We start from the raw sequence: 20554 nt of genomic DNA on the forward strand, positions 1-20554 counted from the left end.
AATCGAGCGTAAAAGTGCCCAATTTCACAGAAGTTCGCTGATAGGTCACCATGAATCTGTTTGCCATTAAGCCCTATTCACAACCAAGAATACTATTGGTTAATCCGATACACGGGACGATGACAACTGCCAACAACAAAATAAGTCAAAGAATTTGTACTAAAGAGAGGCGTACTCCTAGTTCAGACGGCTATTGGATTTAAAATTCTATGAAATATGGAGAATAGGTAAATATTCAAGGGATTGAAGGAGGATGATAGGGTATGAGTATTTTTCAAATGTGGGAAATGAAGACGAATGTGCTGCCTGAAAAATATCGCAATATGCCAACGGAGGAGTTGGAGGGGAGGGTGCGTGCTGTAAAGGCAGCGCTTGGAAGCAAGCTTTTTATTCCAGGTCACCACTATCAAAAGGACGAGATTATCCAGTTCGCCGATGCAACTGGCGATTCGCTCCAGCTTGCACAGCTTTGTGAAAAGAATAAGGAGGCAGAGCGTATCGTGTTTTGCGGGGTTCATTTTATGGCGGAAACCGCAGACATCCTGACCAGGAAAGAGCAAAAAGTATATCTGCCGGACATGCGGGCGGGTTGTTCAATGGCGGACATGGCTGATATTTATCAGACCGAACGGGCGTGGAAAAAGCTGACTGACAAATTCGGAGATACAATTTTGCCGCTCACTTACGTCAATTCGACCGCTGCCATCAAGTCGTTCGTCGGTGAAAATGGCGGTGCAACTGTCACATCATCCAACGCTGAAGAAATGGTTCGGTGGGCGTTCGAGCAAAAAGAAAGAATTTTGTTTTTGCCAGACCAGCATCTCGGGCGAAACACTGCGCATAACTTGGGCGTTGGCCTGGATGAAATGGCTGTCTGGAACCCGATCACGGATGAACTGGAGTTCGACGGGCCGGCTGAGAAAGTGAAAGTTCTGCTCTGGAAAGGACATTGCTCTGTACATGAAAATTTTACAGTGAAGAATATCGAGGACGTTCGGAGCAAGTATCCTGAAATGAAAATACTTGTCCACCCAGAATGTTCACGTGAAGTCGTGGCACTTTCGGATATGAATGGGTCGACAAGCTATATAATCAAAGTGATTGAAAATGCGGAACCGAGATCAGCCTGGGCAATTGGAACGGAGATGAATCTCGTGAATCGATTGGTTCAAAATCATCCTGACAAACACATAATTTCGTTAAACCCTCATATGTGCCCGTGTTTGACGATGAACCGGATCGACTTGCCGCATCTTGTTTGGTGTCTCGAAACGATCGCAGAAGGTGAGGAGCACAACGTAATCGAAGTAGATGATAAAACGGCAAAATTTGCAAAGCTGGCGCTGGGGCGTATGTTGGAACTTTCATAAGGTTAATTGAAAAAGCGCCGGGAGGCGTTTTTTATTAAGGGACGGCCCTTTCGGAATTAAGCAACTTGAGCCATGTATTTTTACTTTATGCGGCCATGCTGGAAATACGGAAGAAAGCAATTGGGGAAAGCCGTCTTAACGTTTGCTATCACAAGAATAATCGAACATATTTCGGTCATGATAATACCGGATGCTGTAAAACTAAAGTGACATCGGAGGTAATAATATGGTGAAAGACTCAGAAGCACACAGAGAACCAAGAAACGGAAACGGCAAGCGACCGGATGAACAGAAAAAAAAGAAAGGCAGATCAACCGCTCGCAGAACTAACAATTAAAAACGCAGATGGAAAAGCAAACCAGGTTTTCATCCAAAGGGCAGACGGAAATGCAAACTAGGTTTTTCATCCAAAGGGCAGCCGGAAAAGCAAACCAGGTTTTCATCCAAAGGGCAGCCGGAAAGGGAAACCAGGTTTTCATCCAAAGTGTAGATGGAAATGCAAACTAGGTTTTTCATCCAAAGGGCAGCCGGAAAAGCAAACCAGGTTTTCATCCAAAGGGCAGCCGAAGTGCAAACCAGGGTTTTATTTAAAACCCAAAATGAGGCAGGAATGCGAGTTCAAAAAGTTGCCAAATTAGAAGCAAAAAGGCAGTTCAATGTATGCTTTTAAAGAAACAAGCCATTGAAGAGATTCGCGCTTATCGATTGGTGACTTTTTGAACACCCTTTCTACATTCCAGCTGTATTACAATCTTGCCTTTAAAATCACAGATTTTACCATAAGGCGTCACACAATAGCTGGACCTAACCAGATTTATCCCTACTCACTCACCAACTCTCGAATCGCCTTCCCTTTCACAAAACTCGGCTGCTTGACGCCGATCAGTTCGTACAGCGTTGGAGCGATATCCAGTGTGGAAACGGGAGTTTCGATAGTACCTTCAGAAATTCCATTACCAGCCGCGATAAAAATCGGAAACAATTCCGGTCTCGATGGGTCGCCGCCATGGTTTCCAAGCTCATCAGGCTGCATGACTTCAGCCTCATCATTCTGGGTCATATAGTATCCTTTTTTTGCCACCAACAGGATATCTCCGGCGTTTTCGTGGTCGGCTTTATTTGTTCGTCTGCGGCCGGTAACGAGCACATCCTCATAGGGCTTGATCTTTTTCTCAGTGGCTAAGCGGAATGCCTCTTTAACAGCGCTGACTGCACCGGAAATATTTCCTTTTTCATGAACAAGCTTGTCCCACCATCTGGCGAATCCATAGTATGCATAATCCTGGCGGGGGAAATGCTTTTTGTTGACTTCCGCTTCTTCAAAAATCTTGACGATATCCCGCCGGACTGCTTCATATTCATCTTTTCTGACGATCCCATTTTTTTCCCGACCTCGCAGGTTGATATACACATGCGCAATGGAGCCGCTCGCAACGGCAAAAGCTTTTGATTTTTTTTCGTCAACTTTCCCGTTTTTTCCCAGTACGAGGAGGCCTGCCTTCTCTAACTCCTCATTGGGGGACAGCTTCGAATGTACTGGCTCCATACCGTGGTCGGAAATGAGGAAAATGCGATCTTTCGCCCCCAGCCTCGGAAGAACCTTTCCAAGCATGTTGTCGGCCAAATGGTATGACCAGCGGATATATTGCAGATATTCTTTCGATCGTTCCTCTGAATAGCCTGGCTGACGCGGATCTGTAAGCAAGTACTTGTGCGATTCATGATCGACTTGCGGATAGTAAAAAAAGAGTAAATCCGGCTTGTATTTCTTTTTGATATATAATGATACATCTGTTGTCCACTGTGCGAATCGCTCGCTGATTTCCTCGTATTCCTCGCGTGTGATCCAATTTTTAGCAAGCGCAATATCATCATCCTGCATTGGAAAAAAACCGAACTTTTCATTGATCTCTTTCTTAAAACCGGGAGGGCCGGCAATTTCGGCTGTTGTTACAGCTGTATGATAAAGCTTAACATCGGACAAATCCGTTTTAGAAGATGTCAGTTTAAAAGAAAAACCCGCCAAATCCCCGTCATCGCTAAGAAAGGAGAGAGATCCCCATTCATTCAAGCTAACCTCTTCCGCTTCCTTCATCTCCGGGTCAAGTGATAAATTAAAAGTGTTGGCACCGGCCGCCCGAATATAGACTTTTTGATTTTTGAATATAGTAAATTCTGCTTTATTATCAATTAAACGAAGTGGAACTAAATTGCTTTCCGCGAATGTTTTACCATAATAGACAGCGTAATCAGCCTGATGTCCGTACATGGGATTTGAGCCTGGAAAAAGAATGGTGGCCGTCGTCTTTCCATCTTTGCGTATTTCTGACCAGATCGGCTCTGAATCAAGCGCTGAATAGAACGCGTTGTCCCGAAACCATAATTTTTTGCCTCGCTTGTGGATTTCATTGCTGACCATGCCAGTTTCAGAAGGAGGTACTCCGGTTGCAATCGCTGCATGGGAGGAAGAAGTCAAAGAGGGAAAAACCGTTTCTATATTTTCGGCATACATTCCTTTCTCAGCCACTTTTTTAAAGTGAGGCATGAAGCCTTGTTTCATAAAATCTTCTAAAAAGTCATGACGCATTCCGTCAAAAGACACAACCACCTGAGTCTCGGCTGATGTAATGGAAGGAAAGATCATCATACATAAAATAAATATAAAAAGTGCCCGTTTGTTCATTTCATTCACCTGGCTCTCAGTTGCTTTTACAGTGTTATTCCCCTTTCAAATTCACATAAAACTAACAGAGAACTTTGACAAATACCTTTGTGTGTATTAAGATAGCGTATTATTTGTATCAATATTTTTCCAACAGTCATTTTTTGAAAAATTCATATAAGAGAGGAAGAAGACGGTGGGCAACCCTTTAATACTTCAATCGGATTTTGGCTTGGGTGACGGGGCGGTCAGTGCCATGTGCGGCGTGGCGAATTGCGTGGACCAGGATCTGAAAATTTATAATTTGACACATGAAATCCCCCCGTTTGATATATGGGAAGGTTCCTACCGGCTGCTGCAGACAATTGCCTATTGGCCGCAGAATTCGGTCTTTGTCTCTGTCGTTGATCCGGGAGTTGGCACCGACCGCCGCAGCGTTGTCGCTCGTACTGCGTCCAATCATTTCATCGTCACACCTGATAATGGGACGCTTACGCATGTAAATAAAGAAATCGGGATCACAGAGATGAGGCTGATCGATGAAACCGTCAACCGCCTGCCAAACTCAGGCGCCTCCCATACGTTTCATGGCCGCGATATTTATGCCTATACAGGCGCTCGCCTGGCAGCGGGACTTATCAATTTTGAACAGGTGGGACCGCTTCTTGATGTAGATCAGCTCATCAAGCTTCCTTCAATGGACGCTTTTATGGAGGATGATGTGTTGCATGGAATCATCGATGTGCTCGATGTGCGCTATGGAAATGTTTGGACTAACATCAGCCGCTTGCAGCTCGCTGATTTGCAGGTTCAGTATGGTAATTTAGTAAAAGTCACCATCAAACACGAATCCGCTATCGTGTTCGAGCAGGAGATGGTTTACGGGAGGTCATTCGCAGCCACTGAAAAAGGAGAGTCGCTTATTTATATCAACTCGCTAGACAACATCGCAGTTGCCATCAACCAGCAATCCTTCGCGAAAAAATATAAAATCGGCACAGGTGTCGATTGGAAAGTTTTTATTAAAAAATCTTAAAAAATCGCGGGGTCTGAGCCACAGCACATTCATTAAAGCAGTAACACATTAACGCAGTGGGGGTCAGACCCCTAAAAGAGGGCAGCCCTCCGGGGCTGCCCTCTTTCCTTGCTTATTTCTCAAATACCTTTTTCACTCTATCCACCGCCGGCTTCGAGCCGCCACGGCCCAGTACGTCCTCAACCATCATGGCCACGAGCATATCCGGTTTATCCTTATCGTATGCGACGAAAAAGCCATTCTCTTTTCCTTTTTCACCTTGTTTTACCTTCAGTTCTGCCGTACCGGTCTTTCCGGCAATCCGCCTGCCCTCTATCCGGGCTTCCCGTGCTGTTCCTTTTGGATCCTCCACCACTTTTAACAAAGCATTCTGGATGTCGGCAGCCGTTTTTTCGCTCATGACGCTTTCTTTCCAGACGGCACTGTCCTTATCATCCTTTACCAGAAAAGGCTTGATCATATTTCCTTTATTAACAAGCGGCGTATACGCAGTCGCCAAATGGAGGATGTTCATTTCAATCTGTCCCTGCCCGTAAGCCGAGTCCGCCAGCGCAATATCCGAATCAATGTCACCGATCTTTGATTTTTCCAGCGGGTAAGCATAATCTGGGATATCCTCTTCGAATCCGAACGCCTTCAATCCTGCTACGAACTTATCCTTCCCAAGGTCCAATGCTGCTCTAGCAAAGTAAATATTGTCCGAAAGCACAAGCGCCTTTTCCAGATCGACAGGTCCATTTGTATCGCTGACCCTTGTCACGGAATAGCCACCCCAAGAGGAATCCTTCTGCCAGGATAACCCCTTTATATCGTAGGTCTTCTTCCAATCCACCGCGCCCGCTTCCAGTGCAATCGCCGTCGTGATCGGCTTCATTACAGAACCTGGGGCATAGCCATTTTTGAATCTTGTCAGAAGTGGCTTCTTCTTGTCTTTATCGAGCCTTTCCCAATCTTTCGCCGTCGCACCTAAAGACAGGACGTTCGGATCAAAGCTTGGGCTGCTCACCAATGCGAGTGTTTCGCCGCTTACCGGATTAAGCGCAGCAGCTGTGCCCGCTTCACCTTTTAATTCGTTAAAAATTTCAATCTGAACAGCAGCGTCAATCGTCAACTTGACAACTTCCCCGTCTTTGACTTCTTTTTCTGCCAATACCTCTTCCGTACCATCTTTTTTATTGATGACAATTTTGACGCCATTTTCACCTTTTAATTTCTTTTCAAAAACCTGTTCCAATCCTCTTTTGCCAATCACATCCGAGGCTTGGTAGCCGCCACCCGCTTTTTTCAGTTCTTCAGCTGTAATCGGACCTACATATCCGATCAAATGGGCAGCCGCTTCACCGAGAGGGTATACTCTTGCTTCGACTGAGCGGTTGTTGACAGAGGGGATGGCTGTCGCTTTTTCCAATATTTTATTGTCATCACCCGGGATTTTCTTGAGCGGTACAAAATGTTCCGGCTGAACCCAAGATGCAGACAATTCATTTTTAATTTTCTCCTCGCTCAATTCGAGCAGGTCGGAAACCTTCTTAATAATTTCCTCCTCATCGTCGCCCATCTCTCCGGGGATAATGCCGATTTCGGTCACTTTCCCAGTCACAGCAAGCTCTGCTCCATTTTTATCCACGATATCGCCACGTTTGGCAGGAGTAGTAGGGAGGCTGATTTTATCGCCTTCTTCCAGCTCTGGAAAAATAAAGGTCGTATCCCAATTCACGAACCAGTTTTTAGTGTCGTCCCGTTCTTCTTTTTTCAGTACAGCGGTATGGTCAAATGCGATTTCACCCGCAAGGCTGTCCATTTTTACGTGGAATGGAAATTCGACCACGCCATCTTTTTCTTTGACTTCTTCAGGAGCTTTAAAATCGACTTTTACATCCTTGAGCTCCAGGTCGCTATAAATTTTTTCATATCTATCTGTGAAATCTTTCTTTGAAACTTTTTTCTGTGCCTCTTCCGAAAGATAATCGTACATCTTGTCAAAGTTCTGTTCGTTCCACTCTTTTACATAGCCAGTGAAACGATCTTCCGGCTTCGGCTCCTTGTTGCAGCCGGCAACCAACAATGCAATAAGCAGAAAAAACAAAATTCCAATCCATTTTTTCATATGTATGTCCTCCTCACTTTGTCATTTTACCACTAAGATACCTCGATATGTTAAAATAGTTATCATAAAAAACCATCAGAAAACAAGGAGTAGAGTCATGGAAAAAATTCTCATTTTTGGCCATAAAAATCCTGATACAGATTCCATTTGTTCAGCGCTTGTCTATGCTGATTTAAAAACTAAATTGGGTGAAAACGTGGAAGCGGTCCGTCTTGGAGAGATCAATGGCGAAACGGAATACGCACTCAAACACTTTAACGTGGCAGCTCCGCGTGAGGTGAGCACAGTGTCGAATGAAGTGGACAAAGTCATCCTGGTCGACCACAACGAACGCCAGCAGAGCGCGGATGATATTGAGAAAGTCCAAGTTATGGAAGTTATCGACCATCACCGGATCGCTAATTTCGAAACAAGCGACCCGCTCTACTTCCGTGCGGAGCCGGTCGGATGCACGGCAACCATTTTAAAAAGAATGTATGAAGAAAACGGCGTGGAAATTGAAAAAGACATTGCGGGACTTGCATTGTCTGCCATTATTTCAGACTCGCTTCTTTTCAAGTCTCCGACATGCACAGAACGTGACGTTCAGGCTGCCCGCGAGCTTGCTGAAATTGCCGGCGTAAATCCTGAAGAATATGGAATGGACATGCTGAAAGCGGGAGCAGACATCAGCGATAAAACTGCGGAGGAACTGCTGTCCTTGGATGCAAAGCCATTCCAAATGGGACAGGCAAAAGTGGAAATCGCCCAGGTGAATGCCATTGGAGTCGAAGACGTCCTTGCACGAAAAGCCGAAATCGAAGAAGCATTGGAGCGTGCAGTTGAAGATAGAGGATTGGACTTGTTCCTGTTCGTTGTCACTGATATTCTAACAAACGACTCAACGGCAATCGCCCACGGAAGAGCGGCAAAAAGCGTCGAGCAGGCATTCAATGTCTCATTGGATCAAAACCAATGCGTACTGAAAGGTGTCGTCTCCCGCAAGAAACAGATCGTCCCAACATTGACAGAAGCACTAAGCAAATAAGGAAAAGCGGAAAGTTCCGGCTGCATGCCGGAACTTCTTTCGGATAGGGAAGGTTTTATTTGATATGGGGCGGGAAATGCGAGCCCAATTCAGAAGGTTACAATCTCAATCACGGGGTATGAGTTCGGTTTGGTAGACTCATAGACTTAAGCTCAGTGGGGGATGATCCGGATTCATTGTGATAAGTTCTGAACTCACTGTGGGATACGATGTTTGGTGAGGATAGGAACCAACACGTGTGGAATCCGATCTGAGTTCGGATAGTAAGTGGAGATATGATCCACAAGAATAAGAATAAATCTGGACCTGGACCGAATGATCTGATCTCTATAATCCGACTTTTTCAAATTCAAACGATGACTTTTATAAAAGGCACAAGGAATAAATTTTGTAATTAAAGGAGCATATATTTTGAAAGTTGCGTATTTAGGTCCAAAGGGGACTTTTTCAGAGGAAGCCGCATTACGTTTTTTTCCGCCGAATGGTACTGAGCTAGTGATGTACGATGGGATTGTCGATGTGCTTGAAGCGGTGGCAGAACGTGAAGTCAATAAGGGGATTGTACCCATCGAAAATGCGATCGAAGGCACGATCACGATGACAACGGACGGATTGGTCAATTATGATGTATGGATCGAAGGGGAGGCGATTTTGCCGATTGCCCTTCATTTGCTGACAGTCGAAGGGGCGGATGTAGACGATATCCGTGAAATCTGGTCGATAGGCCCTGCTCTTGCACAATGCAGAGACTTTACAAGGAAGCTGCAGGCGAAGACAAAACATTTCAGTAGTACGGCGAACGCAGCGGAATCGCTCGTTAAAGCCAATGATAAAAACGTTGGTGCCATCGCATCGGAACTGGCAGCAAAAACATTTGGACTTGAAATGGCAAAAAGGAATATCCAGGATTTTGAGGGGAATTCAACAAGATTTCTCATCGTGACGAATGAAAAGCCCGAGATTCCGGAGGCGTCCAAATCGATGCTGCTCATTACACCCGGAGAAGATAGGCCTGGTTTGCTCGCGATCATTTTGAATGTCTTTTCATCACTCGATATCAACTTGTCATGGATTGAATCACGTCCGACCAAGAAAAAACTTGGAACATACCGCTTTTTTATTGAAGCGCGGATGGGTGTGCAAGAAGTCCACATGCAGAAGGCCATCACCATTTTAAGAACATATGGCCATGATGTACGCATACTTGGAAGCTTTGACGCGAAGAAATTGTAATTTTTTCAATTCGGATTTCATGTCAAAAGGGGTATTCTTTGGGGCATCCGGGCTTTCATGTCCGCCAAAGCAAAAAGATTGTGGCCCCGGTTTATTTGGTATAACCTTTTTGTAAGTTCCGCCAAGGAAATTTTATAAAATGGGGTGCTCGACATGAAAATTGAAGTTTGGTCGGATTATGTTTGTCCGTTTTGCTATATTGGGAAGCGACGTTTAGAGATGGCTTTGGAAAAGTTCGCACACAAAGATGAGGTGGAGGTTCTTTTTAATAGTTATGAATTGGATCCAAACACACCGCGCGATATTGGCCAAAGCATTCATGAAATCATTGCAGGTAAGTATGGAGTAAGCGTGGACGAGGCTAAAAGAATGAATGAGGGGATTCGTCAGCAGGCAGCGGAAGTTGGTCTTACATTCAATTTTGATACGATGATCCCGACAAACACATTTGATGCCCACCGCCTGACCCATTTTGCCAAAACACAAAACAAGGACAAAGAGTTGACCGAAAAACTGCTGCAAGCCTATTTTACGGAGTCAAAGCATCTTGGCGACCATAGGATTCTTGCCGATATAGCCGCGGAAGCAGGAATCGACCGTAACGAAGCATTGGCTTTTTTAGCCGATGAGGAAGCCTTGGCCGATGAAGTTCGCAGAGATGAACAGGCCGCTCAGCAAATGGGCGTGCGCGGCGTCCCTTTTTTCGTTATTAATCAAAAATATGGTATTTCCGGTGCCCAGCCGACCGAAACTTTTCTGAGCGCGCTTGAAAAAGTGTGGCAGGAGGAGCAGTCAGGAACCGTGCTTCAGGATCTTTCCGGAGATAATCCGCAAGGCGGTGCTTGCGCAGATGGGAGTTGCGACCTCCCTGATCAAAAATAAAATTTTTCTTTAAAAACATGTTGACATTATGGCAGAATTTTTATAATATCAAATACAATCAAAATGAACTTTCGTAAATCGAGCGTTGACGAAGAAGAGTACCCTCCGTGAAACCTTAGAGAACTGGTGGTTGGTGCAAACCAGTGTGGAGCGTCAGGGGAATGGGCTTCCGAGCTTTCAAACCGAACCTGATCAGACAGCAGTAGGCTTTGACGAACATCCCATCGTTAAAAGGGAACATGCATAGAAGTCTTGTGCGTGAAGAGAGAGCTTTTTAAAAGCTAAAAAAGGTGGCACCGCGGTCCCTCGTCCTTTCGGATGAGGGGCCTTTTTGTCTTTTGCAGTAAAAACATCATATAGCAATCGCGTTGAGCAAGAGGAGTATGGCCGAAATTTTTTGCAATCAGAGAGCCGGTGGTGGTGTGAATCCGGTGGCAAAGGTCGGCCAGAATGGGCTTGCGAGCTGTTTTCTGAATGACAGTAGGGAAACACGGAATTCCACCGTTATATGGATAGGACATCGGAAAAGTATGGGCAAATTTCCCGTGTCTGAATAAGATGGAGAGAATTCATTCTCCAATACGAGGTGGCACCGCGGTTATCATCGCCCTCGAGCAAGCAAACTTTGCTTGTTCGGGGGCTTTTTTCATTGGGGGGGTCTGTCCCCTCAATGCAGTAACGCGTTAATACACTGGGGGTCAGACCCCAAGTGAAATTAAAAAGAAAGGAAAGTGGATTATGACCTCAACTGTAAAAAATGTAAATATGAAAATGATAAAGTTAAATGCAGATGTGTTAACGCCGATCACCGTCTTTTTACGTCTGGAGGGGAAAAAGAAGTTTTTATTGGAAAGCTCGCTTAAACATAATGAGCAGGGGCGTTATTCGTTCATTGGGGTGAATCCGATTAAGGAAATCACGGGTGAAGGTGCAGTTGCGAAGGTCGTTACTGCAGACGGCAAGGTGTTGCTGGAAGAGAAGGGGCTGCCGCTCAAAACAATACAGAACGTCATGCCCAAAATAGAAACTGATCTGCCGTTTCCTTTTTATGGAGGAGCCGTCGGCTATGTTGGGTATGATGCCATCCGGCAATATGCTGACATTGGAGTAATTCTAGAAGATGAAATCGGGATGCCAGACATTCATTTTCTAATCTACGAAGATGTCATTGTGTTCGACCACTTGGCCCAGACCATCTACATCCTGGCCATCGACTTGGATGGAAAACGGAAGGAAGAGCAGCTTGAAAAACGTGTAACGGAAATCGAGGGGCAGATCTTTCAAGGGAAAGTGGATGAAACCTTGTCTGCGTGCGAAATCAAGTTTCAACCGCAGCTTGAAAAAAATGAATTTATGGCCAGAATCCAAAAAGCGAAGGATCACGTCGTGTCCGGCGAAGTAGAGCAAGTGGTTCTATCGCAGCGGATGAGCGGAGAAGTGAAGGCCGATCCGTTTCATTTTTATCGGGTACTCAGAAATTCCAACCCGTCGCCATATATGTTCTTTGTCGATTTTGGCGAATACGTTGTGTTAGGGGCATCGCCAGAAAGCTTCATCAAATCGAAAGGACAGCAGATGAGCACCAACCCGATTGCGGGGACACGCCGAAGGGGGCGGACGAAAGAAGAGGATAAGGCTCTTGCCGAGGAACTTTTATCCGATGAAAAAGAACTGTCCGAACACCGAATGCTTATCGATTTGAGCCGCGAGGACATGGAGAAAATCTGCGATCCTGAAACAATCCAGGTGACAAAGGAAATGAAAATCGAATACTATCGTCATGTGATGCACATTGTCTCCGAATTGGAAGGAAGCTTGGCTGAAGGAAAAACCGGTCTCGACGCATTGATCGCATGTCTTCCGGCAGGAACCGTGTCCGGTTCGCCAAAAGTGCGCGCCATGCAAATCATCAACGAACTGGAAGACGTGAAGCGCGGTGTCTACTCCGGTGCACTCGGGTACGTTAACGCAAATGGAGATGTCGATTTCGCTCTCGCCATCCGCTCGCTTGTAATCAAAAATAGCCGTGCATATTTGCAGGCCGGTGCTGGAATTGTCCATGATTCAAAAGTGGAACTCGAATATAAAGAAACGATCAACAAGGCGAATGGAGTCCTCAAGGTGAGGCAGTTGTAATAGGAGGGAGCGGTGGGAACCGCTCCTTTCCATTTTGGTGGGAAGGAGTATGCGGACTATTACATGATACTTTTTGGATTTTGGGAATATACTCTTCACTTTTACCGGGATACTCTTAGGAAATCGGAAATACTCTTAACTTTTACTAGGATACTCTTCGGAATTTAGAAATACTCTTCACTTTTACCGGGATACTCTTAGGAATTTAGAAATACTCTTCACTTTGTCGGGATACTCTTAGGAATTTAGAAATACTCTTCACTTTGTCGGGATACTCTTCGGAATTTAGAAATACTCTTCACTTTGTCAGGATACTCTTCGGAAATCGGAAATACTCTTCACTTTGTCAGGATACTCTTCAGAAAACAGAAATACTCTTCACTTTGTCAGGATACTCTTCAGAAAACAGAAATACTCTTAACTTTGTTCGGATACTCTTCAGAAAACAGAAATACTCTTAACTTTGTTCGGATACTCTTCAAAATTCAAAAATACTCTTCACTTTGTCGGGATACTCTTTGGAATTTAGAAATACTCTTCACTTTTACCGGGATACTCTTCAGAAATCGGAAATACTCTTCACTTTGTCAGGAAACTCTTCGGAATTTAGAAATACTCTTCACTTTTACCGGGATACTCTTCAAAAATCAGAAATACTCTTCACTTTGTCGGGATACTCTTCGGAATTTAGAAATACTCTTCACTTTGTCAGGATACTCTTCGGAAATCGGAAATACTCTTCACTTTGTCAGAAAACTCTTCGGAATTTAGAAATACTCTTATTTTTGTTCAGATACTCTTCAGAAATCGAAAATACTTTTCACTTTGTCGGGATACTCTTTGGAATTTAGAAATACTCTTCACTTTTACCGGGATACTATTCAGAAATCAGAAATACTCTTCACATTGTCAGGAAACTCTTCAAAAATCAAAAATACTCTTCACTTTGTCAGGATACTCTTCAAAAATCAAAAATACTCTTCACTTTGTCAGGAAACTCTTCAAAAATCAAAAATACTCTTCACTTTTACCGGGATACTCTTCAAAATTCAAAAATACTCTTCACTTTGTCAGGATACTCTTCAAAAATCAAAAATACTCTTCACTTTGTCAGGAAACTCTTCAAAATTCAAAAATACTCTTCACTTTTGCCGGGATACTCTTCAAAATTCAAAAATACTCTTCACTTTGTCAGGATACTCTTCAAAATTGCGAAAAATATTAAAGGGTTCAGCCCCGCTGAACCCTCTCCTTACACCATTACAAACGCCAACACTGACAATACAACCGACGCCACGCCCATGGCGATCAATGGCTTTAATGCTTTTTTCCGGACATCCCGCAAGTTGACATTCAAACCAAGCCCGACCATCGCAGCAGTCAGCAGCCACGTAGTCATGCTTCCGATAAACTCCATTACACCGTCGGGAACAACCACAACAGAGCCGATTACATATGTGCCGATCAAGCTCATCGCAATGAAACCAAGCAGAAACATGGGGAATCCTACTTTTGTTCCATCCGCTTCACCCGCTCCAGATTTCCGTTTCATCCAATACATTAAAACGAAGCAGAGGGGAACCAATAAGAAGACGCGTCCTAACTTTGCCAACAGCGCGACTCCAAGTGCTTCCTGTCCCCCGGGTGCTCCTGCAAGTACCACATGTGCGATTTCATGGAGGCTCATTCCTGTCCAAGCGCCGTACTCAGCAGGTGTCAATGGCAAAATTGGCCGTAGAATCGTATACGCTATTCCAAAAATGGTTCCCATCAAAGCGATGATTCCGACACTGATTGCTGTATCGTCGTCTTCCGCCTTGATTATAGGTGCCACAGCCGCGATGGCTGCCGCTCCACATACACCAGTTCCAACCCCAAGCAGCATTGAAATAGTCGGGTTTGCCTTTAATTTTTTTGCAAGCCATACAGTTAATAAAATCGCAACGATTATAATTCCGATATCACGGACGAGCAGCCCAATCCCGTCTTCCAACACTGTGTGGATATTCAATTTCAATCCGTATAAAACGATCGCAGCCCGAAGCAATATCTTGGACGAAAAATTGATTCCGGCTTTTAATGGTTCGGGATATCCGAACAACTGTCTGTATATGACCGCAATAATAATGGCTGATGCCATCTGTCCTACCAGACTGAAGCCTGGAACTTTCGCCAACAAAAAGCCCAGAAAGGCAATAAAAAAGGTAAAGGCTATTCCGCCGATCCACAATCCGGTTGAATGATTTTTAGGTGATGGAGCTGCCTTTTTCTCATACACTGCTGCCTGATCATCCCTTTTTTCTCTTAATATGCCCAAATGACTCACCCTTCCATTCTTCTCTTAATGTTAGAATAAGTGATTTGCATGTATAAGGAAAATAAATCATTATAATAGTAATGATAAGTAAAACACATAAAGGGGTCAGACCCCATAAGAGATGACCCATAAAAGAAGATCCCATAAGGGAGTGATTGAGGCATGGATCAGCAGCTGGAAGTGTTTATTGCGGTGGCAGAAAAGAAAAATTTCTCACGGGCTGCGCAAGAACTCCATATGACACAGCCTGCAGTAAGCCAGTACATTCAGGCGTTGGAACGGGAAGTAGGGACGCGGCTCCTGGAACGGACGAATAAATATGTCAAACTGAACAAGGCGGGGGAGATCGTTTACGATCATGCAAAAGAGATTCTCGGTCTTTACACCAAAATGCAACGGCTTGTCGACGACCTGACGAATAAGACGAGCGGTCCGCTTGCGATTGGAGCAAGTTATACCTTCGGGGAATACATCCTGCCTCACATCCTTGCGAACATGCTTGAGGAATATCCGTTGGTTAATCCCACAATTTCCATAGGAAACACTCGCGACATTGCTGAATTTGTTTTGAAGCATCAAATGGACGTCGGGATCGTGGAAGGGGATTTCCAGCATGATAAGCTGGTGATCGAGCCGCTCGCCGAAGACAAGATGTTTATAGTCGCATCTCCCGATCATCAACTCGTCAAAAAGAAAAAAGCAACACCGCAAGACCTTGTAAAAGAAAAATGGATTGTCCGGGAAATCGGGTCCGGGACAAGAAAAGCAGCGGACAATATGTTCAAATCCTTGAAAATTTCACCCCAGAACATGATGGAATTCGGAAGCATTCAGCTTATTAAAGAATCAGTCGAGGCAGGGCTTGGTATCAGCCTCTTGTCACAATGGGCCATAAGAAAAGAACTTGCCATGGGCACGTTAAAAATTATCGAGGTCGACGGGCTTCCTTTCATTAGGCTATTTTCTATCGTTACATCCAGTCCGTATCGTACAAAAGCATTGGATACCTTTTTGGAGTTTGTCCGCGAAGTCTCTTCAAATGGTGGATCATTATCTCAGTGATTGGGTATCACACCCTCTCATCACATTGAGAAGAACAGTATGAGTAGTTTTCGAAAAATCAGTGCAGAATGTAGTGGGAAGATGGTTCACGAATATTTCACAGGACCGAACATCCACGGAGATGGTGTTATCAAGGGTTCCGAACAATTTTACGGAGATGATGTCAACAAGGGACTCTAATATCTTTACGGAGATGATGTCAACAAGGGACTCTAATATCTTTACGGAGATGATGTCATCAAGGGCCCCGAACAACTTTTTGCCATCAAGTGACCAATACATCTTTACAAAGATAATGTCATCATCAAGGGATCCCAAATTTTCATGGTGGACATGCACCGAAGTGTTTGCTCTTCAAAACGACAAAAACATCCAAAAAATGAAACTAATCAAACGTTTGATTAGCCTAATGGCGGGCGCCTAGCGGCTGAAAAAGAATTGAAATAATATTTTAACCTTCATAATTGACTACCGTGGTATAATAAATGTTGATCTTATAGAAAATATCAACAAATTATTTGCAAAATCTGATATAATGAATCATCAGTCCAGATGATTTTCATAATGGAGCAAACAATGTCAAAAAAAGTGGACGTACTCGGCATCGAGTTTGATCATACAACCAAAAAGGAAACAATCCATACGTTAGAAAAACGGATAATGGAAAACAAAAAAACGTTTATTGTCACGGCAAACCCTGAAATCGTAATGCATGCTCAGCGGGATCCGCAGTATAAAAAGACTCTTCAGTCTGCAGATTACATAATACCTGACGGCATTGGTGTCATTATGGGAGCCAAACTATTAAAAAATCCGCTTCCAGAAAGAATTCCAGGCTTTGATTTGATGAAAGACCTCCTTCATTTAGCGAATAAGGAATCCTTGAGGGTTTTCTTTCTAGGTGCCAGGGAAGAGGTATTGAATAAAGCAATTGACAATGTAAAGCGTGATTATCCCGGCATTCAAGTTGCCGGCTGTCATCATGGCTTTTTTGAAGAAAATGATTTAGAAGTCGTTTCTATGGTTAAAGAATCGTCTCCCGATATGGTATTTGTCGCCTTGGGATTCCCAAGACAGGAAAGATGGATTCACAACAACTATCATCTGTTTCAAAAAGGAATTTTTATGGGAGTGGGGGGCAGTTTCGATGTACTGTCCGGCACAATTAAGCGTGCACCTGAACTTTGGCGAAAGCTGAACATCGAATGGTTGTATCGATTGATCAAACAGCCGCAAAGGTGGAAAAGGATGGCGTTCCTTCCATTATTTATTTTAAAAATATTGCGGACAAGAAATTAGATTCCAAACTTAGTTGAAAACTGGATAAGATAGAGATATGATGTATTTTAAATATAGCAAACTAGCAAATCCTTATTTTGGATGTTTTCCATGAATATGGACTGGATAGAACGGATGGTTTTTAGCAATCCTGTATAGTAAGGAGGGGTACAAAGTTGGGATTTTTATATTTAATACTTTGTTTTTTAGCCTCAGTGCTCATTACCCCTTTTGTAAAAAAACTTGCGCTCAAATATAAAATAACGGATCAGCCGAATTACAGGAAGGTGCATACAACCTTGATGCCCAGACTGGGCGGCTTGGCCATATATATCAGTTTCCTGATCGGGCTCCTGATATTCAGACCCCAGGACCCTCATATGTTTTATCTGGTCATCGGCAGTTTGATTATTATTGCCACTGGAGTACTTGATGATATATATGACATCTCCCCGAAATATAAGCTGCTTGGCCAAATCGTTGCTGCAATGGTTGCGATTAGCGGTGGATTTGATTTGGAATTTATCAACCTTCCCTTCGGAGGAGAACTGCAATTCGGCTATTTAAGCATCCCTATTACAATCCTTTGGATTGTCGGAATCACCAATGCGATCAATTTGATTGATGGTCTGGATGGCCTAGCTGCAGGTGTATCCTCCATTGCGCTCATAACGGTCAGCTTTATGGCCTTTTTACAAGGGGACCTATTTGTATTAACCATCGCCATGATGATTTTAGGAAGTACACTGGGCTTCTTGGTCCATAACTTCTATCCGGCAAAAATATTCATGGGCGATACAGGAGCCTTATTCCTTGGTTATATGATTGCTTTGCTATCACTACTCGGTTTTAAAAATATCACCTTTTTCTCATTGGTTATTCCAGTCATTATTCTGGGAGTCCCTATTTCGGACACCTTCTTTGCAATTATAAGAAGGTTGATCAATAAGAAACCTTTGCTGGCGCCAGATCAATACCATCTGCACCACCGCCTGCTGAATTCCGGATTTTCGCACCGGCAGACAGTGCTGCTCATCTATGGAATCGCAGTGATGTTCAGTCTTGCCGCGGTTATTTTCTCAATGTCGACCGTGTGGGGGTCACTGCTCCTGCTTGTAGTATTGATCCTCGGTATCGAAATATTTGTAGAAATTGTTGGACTCGTCAGCAAAGATTATAAACCGCTCCTTCGCTTTATGGCAGGGAAACAGTCGGAACGCATAGAACGCAGAAAAAGAGCTTGAGAACGGATGTGGAATTTCATCCGAACTCGTGCTCTTTTTGTTATGACTTACATATTTGAAAAAAGCGCTGGGCAAATAGCATTCACTATTAGCCCAACCAATTTCAAAATAGCCTCATTTTATCGTTTTAAATATTTTCCACTTACATATCCGACTTTACCTTTAAGATTGATACGGTACCAACCGTTTGAAGTTTTTCCTGTTACATTGATTTTGGCATTCTTTTTCAAATAACCGATGGACTTATAATTTGTGTTATTGCCCAAGCGAACGTATAACTTACTTGCTGTAACTTTATATTTTCCATTGGCTTTGGTAACTTTGATAGCATTTGATTTAGCCGCAGCCGTCTTGAGTTTCAAATAGGCCCCGCTGACATAGCCAGTTTTCCCTTTAAAGGTAATTCGGTACCAGTTGTTAGAGGTTTTACCAGTGACCTTCACCTGACTGTTCTTTTTAAGAGCACCCAAGGAGGTGTACTTAGACCCGTTTCCTGCACGTACATTCAAAGAGTTGGCCGTTACAACATATGTCCCGCTCGCTTTAGTGACCTTATTTGAATTGTTTTTTGGTTTGGAGACAGGCTTAGGAGCAGGTTTGGCCGCAGCCGTCTTAGGTTTCAAATAAGCCCCACTGACATAGCCGGTTTTCCCTTTAAAGCTGATTCTGTACCAATTGTTAGAAGTTTTACCAGTGACCTTCACTTGATTGTTCTTTTTAAGAGCACCCAGGGAAGCGTACTTAGAGCCGTTTCCTGCACGTACATTCAAAGAGTTGGCTGTTACAATATATGTCCCGCTCGCTTTAGTGACCTTATTTGAATCGTTTTTTGGTTTGGAGACAGGCTTAGGAGCAGGTTTGGCCGCAGCCGTCTTGAGTTTCAAATAAGCCCCACTGACATAGCCGGTTTTGCCTTTAAAGCTGATTCTGTACCAATTGTTAGAAGTTTTACCGGTTATCTTCACCTGACTGTTCTTTTTAAGAGCACCCAGGGATGCGTACTGAGATCCGTTCCCTACACGTACATTCAAAGAGTTGGCCGTTACCACATATGTCCCGCTCGCTTTTGAAACCTTAATGGGCTCGTTTTCTGGTTTAGTCTCTGCAGGTTTCACTTTCAAATAGGCACCGCTGACATATGCCGGCTTTCCTTTAAAGGTGAACTGGTACCATCCTTTAGAGGTTTTCCCTGTTACTTTCACTTGGGTGTTCTTTTTTAAAGAACCCACTGATGGATAGTTCGTACCGTCACCTGCTCGAACATTAAGAGAATCTGCGATTACAATGTATGTTCCACTCGCTTTGGAAACAGCAATTTTATCTTTGGCTGGAGTATCGGCAGAGGAATTTCCATCTGCACTACTTCCCTTTGTTGGCAAAGCCATTGCATTCGCCACACCTGTAGAGATCGCTTCAGCTACATCCTCTAGAAATCTTTCGTTTTTTAATAAATCCGCATCTGATTTATTGTCAATGAAAAGGATCTCCAGTAATATGGAAGTCATCTTTGATTCTCTCAAGACGTGAAAGTTTGCCTGTTTTTGTCCACGGTTTTTCTTTTTATAACTCTCCAGAACTTTGTTGATTTCTTTGTTTATCGCAGCCTGGACCTTTTTATCTTCTGCTGTTGCATTTTTATTATGAGTATAATCTTCATAGCCCGTTCCACCACCAGCATTGATATGAATGGAAAGAAACAGATTGGCTCCCCAGGCATTTGCAAGATCTGTCCGTTGTTTCAATGATATGTAAACATCGGAATTACGAGTCATTTTCGTATGAACATCATAGTGGTTGAGTAGATTTTGGTTGACTTTTTGGGAAATATTTAAGGTGAGATCCTTTTCGCGCAGCCCGTATCCGATTGCTCCTGAATCCGATCCTCCATGTCCTGGGTCGATGACGACTTTCTTAAACGATTGTGCACTGGCTGATTGGACAAGCGGAACGAAAATTAAACTCATTGCCATCAAAATCACTAATAATTTCCTTTTCATTGATACTCTCCTTCAGTTTAGTCATCTATGAAAAAAGCTGAACCGGAGTTCGTCGCATCTTACATACTCTTGCCTCGTAAGACGGCAAAACGTCCCTTCAAACCTGACTTGTTACTTTAATACTAATAAAATCTTTCACTCTTTTATTATCGGAAATTAGTATGGTGTTTTTATGCTTTTTTACCCATCTTGCATATTTTCAA

Annotated in this window: 15 protein-coding genes and 2 other annotated features; of the genes, 10 read left to right on the forward strand and 5 right to left on the reverse strand. The window is 43.7% G+C overall.

What is annotated here, in order from left to right:
• Positions 1-263 precede the first annotated feature (263 nt).
• Positions 264-1370, forward strand: coding sequence for a quinolinate synthase NadA (gene nadA, locus C509_RS0117940; protein WP_018708316.1), 1107 nt, complete (start codon positions 264-266; stop codon positions 1368-1370).
• A gap of 820 nt (positions 1371-2190) precedes the next feature.
• On the opposite strand, the gene C509_RS0117960 is transcribed toward nadA, so the two are convergent.
• On the reverse strand, positions 2191-4053 hold the full coding sequence (locus C509_RS0117960) for an alkaline phosphatase family protein (protein ID WP_018708320.1): 1863 nt from the start codon (positions 4051-4053) through the stop codon (positions 2191-2193).
• Between the two features lie 175 nt (positions 4054-4228).
• Between C509_RS0117960 and C509_RS0117965 the strand changes: the two genes are divergently transcribed.
• Complete coding sequence (locus C509_RS0117965; protein WP_018708321.1) at positions 4229-5068, forward strand: SAM hydrolase/SAM-dependent halogenase family protein; 840 nt, start codon at positions 4229-4231, stop codon at positions 5066-5068.
• Positions 5069-5180: 112 nt separating this feature from the next.
• On the opposite strand, the gene C509_RS0117970 is transcribed toward C509_RS0117965, so the two are convergent.
• Complete coding sequence (locus tag C509_RS0117970; RefSeq protein WP_018708322.1) at positions 5181-7175, reverse strand: penicillin-binding transpeptidase domain-containing protein; 1995 nt, start codon at positions 7173-7175, stop codon at positions 5181-5183.
• Positions 7176-7272: 97 nt separating this feature from the next.
• Here C509_RS0117970 and C509_RS0117975 point away from each other — a divergent pair, with 97 nt between their 5' ends.
• The 5 genes from C509_RS0117975 (at position 7273) to C509_RS26610 (ending at position 13678) form a co-directional block, all read left to right on the forward strand.
• Positions 7273-8202 carry a manganese-dependent inorganic pyrophosphatase gene (locus tag C509_RS0117975; RefSeq protein ID WP_018708323.1) on the forward strand — a complete coding sequence of 310 codons (930 nt, stop codon included), beginning with the start codon at positions 7273-7275 and terminating at the stop codon, positions 8200-8202.
• A 411-nt stretch (positions 8203-8613) separates the two neighbouring features.
• Positions 8614-9435, forward strand: coding sequence for a prephenate dehydratase (gene pheA, locus C509_RS0117980; RefSeq protein ID WP_018708324.1), 822 nt, complete (start codon positions 8614-8616; stop codon positions 9433-9435).
• 153 nt (positions 9436-9588) lie between these two features.
• Positions 9589-10317, forward strand: coding sequence for a DsbA family oxidoreductase (locus tag C509_RS0117985; protein ID WP_018708325.1), 729 nt, complete (start codon positions 9589-9591; stop codon positions 10315-10317).
• Positions 10318-10393: 76 nt separating this feature from the next.
• Positions 10394-10634: a binding site (T-box leader), on the forward strand.
• A 42-nt stretch (positions 10635-10676) separates the two neighbouring features.
• Positions 10677-10932: a binding site (T-box leader), on the forward strand.
• 150 nt (positions 10933-11082) lie between these two features.
• The gene (gene trpE / locus C509_RS0118000) at positions 11083-12453 is read left to right on the forward strand and encodes an anthranilate synthase component I (RefSeq protein WP_026319951.1); all 1371 of its coding nucleotides are present in this window, start codon (positions 11083-11085) and stop codon (positions 12451-12453) included.
• A 745-nt stretch (positions 12454-13198) separates the two neighbouring features.
• Positions 13199-13678: a hypothetical protein gene (locus C509_RS26610; protein ID WP_169509256.1), complete on the forward strand. Its 480-nt coding sequence runs from the start codon at positions 13199-13201 to the stop codon at positions 13676-13678.
• A gap of 27 nt (positions 13679-13705) precedes the next feature.
• On the opposite strand, the gene C509_RS0118010 is transcribed toward C509_RS26610, so the two are convergent.
• Complete coding sequence (locus C509_RS0118010; protein WP_018708330.1) at positions 13706-14770, reverse strand: YeiH family protein; 1065 nt, start codon at positions 14768-14770, stop codon at positions 13706-13708.
• A gap of 162 nt (positions 14771-14932) precedes the next feature.
• Here C509_RS0118010 and C509_RS0118015 point away from each other — a divergent pair, with 162 nt between their 5' ends.
• On the forward strand, positions 14933-15832 hold the full coding sequence (locus tag C509_RS0118015; RefSeq protein ID WP_018708331.1) for a LysR family transcriptional regulator: 900 nt from the start codon (positions 14933-14935) through the stop codon (positions 15830-15832).
• Here C509_RS0118015 and C509_RS26775 read toward each other — a convergent pair.
• Positions 15821-16114 (reverse strand): hypothetical protein, encoded by a 294-nt coding sequence (locus tag C509_RS26775; RefSeq protein ID WP_211214292.1) that lies wholly within the window; start codon positions 16112-16114, stop codon positions 15821-15823. The genes C509_RS0118015 and C509_RS26775 overlap by 12 nt on opposite strands.
• 294 nt (positions 16115-16408) lie before the next feature.
• On the opposite strand from C509_RS26775, the gene C509_RS0118025 reads away from it, so the two are divergent.
• A complete protein-coding gene (locus C509_RS0118025) occupies positions 16409-17131 on the forward strand; it encodes a WecB/TagA/CpsF family glycosyltransferase (protein WP_018708333.1) in 723 nt (240 codons plus the stop codon).
• Between the two features lie 155 nt (positions 17132-17286).
• A complete protein-coding gene (locus C509_RS0118030; protein WP_018708334.1) occupies positions 17287-18354 on the forward strand; it encodes a glycosyltransferase family 4 protein in 1068 nt (355 codons plus the stop codon).
• A 119-nt stretch (positions 18355-18473) separates the two neighbouring features.
• On the opposite strand, the gene C509_RS25210 is transcribed toward C509_RS0118030, so the two are convergent.
• Positions 18474-20351, reverse strand: coding sequence for an N-acetylmuramoyl-L-alanine amidase (locus C509_RS25210; protein WP_018708335.1), 1878 nt, complete (start codon positions 20349-20351; stop codon positions 18474-18476).
• Positions 20352-20554 lie beyond the last annotated feature (203 nt).

Source organism: Siminovitchia fordii DSM 16014 = CIP 108821 (assembly GCF_000374565.1).
GTDB classification, from domain to species: domain Bacteria; phylum Bacillota; class Bacilli; order Bacillales; family Bacillaceae_C; genus Siminovitchia; species Siminovitchia fordii.